Raw genomic sequence first — 2,121 nt, 5'->3', positions numbered from 1 at the left:
TAACCTGAACTCGGGATAAGAATTGAACTAAACGCCCTCTTTACGATCAGATCTTTCGACCAAGAAGGATTTAATCATGCAGAGGGCGTATGAATAATTTAGTGGATATATTTTGTGATGTCGATGATTTTTGTGCTGTATTCATTCCGCAATGGAAAACACAATGCCTGACTGACGGCACACGAAAACGTCAGCGCTCAAATCGAATGGACATGAGCGAAATAATGACCATTATCATACTCTTCCATACATCCCACCACCGTGACTTCAAGAACTTTTATACTGGTTATCTTGCTCGATTCTTTAAATCTGATTTTCCACATTTGCTCAGTTACAGTCGCTTTTTGGAACTAATGCCCACAACTGTCGTGCCATTGTGCAGCTATTTTTGTACCATAAGAAGTCAGCCAACAGGGATTGAGTTTGTTGATTCAACGAGTATCAAGGTCTGTCACAACTTACGAATTCCAAGGCATAAAAGTTTATCGGGCCTCGCTAGCCGAGGAAAAGGCACGATGGGATGGTTCTACGGGTTTAAACTTCACCTAATTGTTAATCACAAAGGCGGCATTGTAGCCGCCAAAATAACGCCCGCGAATGTGCATGACACTCAGCCTGTTTCGGGGATGGTGGTTAACTCAATGGATAAACTTTATGCCGACAAAGGCTACATTAGCAAAGCACTGGCGAGCGACTTACTCGAACAAGGTGTTACGATCGTCAATAATGTCCGTAAAAACATGAAAGCTAAAGCATTATCCCTATGGGATAGAGCGATGCTTTCACGTCGATTTATCATTGAAACCATCAATGACCAGCTAAAAAATATTTCACAAATAGAGCATACAATGACGTGGTTTAATTGATACGACTAACCCAGTTAAGACATAATTGATTTAACTGGAGATTGAAATGACTAAACGTAAAACCTATTCAAAAGAGTTTAAGCTTGATGCCATTGCGCTGGTAAGAGAGCAAAATTATAGCATTGCTGAAGCTTCAAGAAATCTAGAAGTGAGTGCTCAGCTCCTCGGTCGCTGGATAAAAGAATCCGAAAATGATGATGGTCATGCATTCAGAGGAAACGGCAAGCTAACACCTGAGCAGCAGGAAATTCGTCAACTAAAAGCACAAGTCAAACGCCTAGAAATGGAGCGTGAAATATTAAAAAAAGCGACGGTCTTCTTTGCCAAAGAAACGAAGTAAAATACACGTTTATTGCCCAAAATAAGAAGATCTGGCCTGTGATAGTAATGTGTCGCGTGTTGGGTGTAAAAAACAATAACTACTACAGTTATCAAAAGCGAAAACCACAAAAGTCTGTTGATACAGAGCATCAAGAGTTGCTCCAGTGGGTAAAGAATATTGCTGAGTTTAGCGATAATACCTATGGCGAAAGGCGAATTCAAAAAGCATTAAATACGCTTGATTATCCTGTCGGGCGCAGGAAAACAGCACAATTGATGAAAGAGGCAAACGTTTGGGTGCGCTACAAGAAAAAGTATAAAGCAACGACGAATAGTGAACACAATAAGCCAATATACGATAATGAACTCAAACAGAATTTTGATTTTCAGAGCGCCAATCAAGCGTGGGTGCAAGATATTACGTATATATGGACTTCAGAGGGATGGCTGTATTTAGCCGTCGTAATCGATCTCTATTCCCGTAAAGTGGTCGGCTGGAGCATGGGTAGCAGAATGAAAGCGCAACTTGTTTGTGATGCGCTAACAATGGCCATCTGGCAAAGAAAACCTAAAGCGGGCTTGATAATACATTCAGATCAAGGTGTTCAATATGCGAGTCATCAATATAGACGAATACTGAGAACACATGGATTTGTAGGCAGTATGAGTAAAAAAGGATGTTGTTGGGATAATGCAGTAGCAGAAAGCTTTTTTGGCAGCTTGAAACAGGAACGGGTTCACTGGCGAAACTATCGAACGCGTTATGCTGCCCAGCAAGATGTCATGAATTACATCACCATGTGGTACAACAGCCAACGAATGCATTCATACCTTGACTACCAAAGTCCCAATGAATTTGAGCGTATGGATAAGCAGATAAAAGAAGTCGCTTAACGAACTTAACTAGGGTGACCGAATTCAGTTGACCAGGTCA

At 41.1% G+C, this 2,121-nt stretch carries 1 protein-coding gene and 1 pseudogene; both read left to right on the top strand.

Going from position 1 to position 2,121, the window contains the following annotated elements:
* Positions 1-89 precede the first annotated feature (89 nt).
* Positions 90-848: pseudogene (locus H5125_RS21540) on the top strand (IS982 family transposase); the annotation flags it as partial.
* A 64-nt stretch (positions 849-912) separates the two neighbouring features.
* A protein-coding gene (locus H5125_RS21535) for an IS3 family transposase (RefSeq protein WP_409086077.1) occupies positions 913-2,081 on the top strand; the annotation gives its coding sequence in 2 pieces (ribosomal slippage) (positions 913-1,165 and positions 1,165-2,081; 1,170 coding nt in all).
* The last annotated feature ends 40 nt before the right edge of the window (positions 2,082-2,121 follow it).

This window comes from Shewanella sp. SR44-4 (assembly GCF_014163715.1).
Taxonomy (GTDB): Bacteria; Pseudomonadota; Gammaproteobacteria; order Enterobacterales; family Shewanellaceae; genus Shewanella.
Note: the sequence above shows the minus strand (reverse complement) of the source record. Positions and strands in the feature narration are given on the sequence as shown.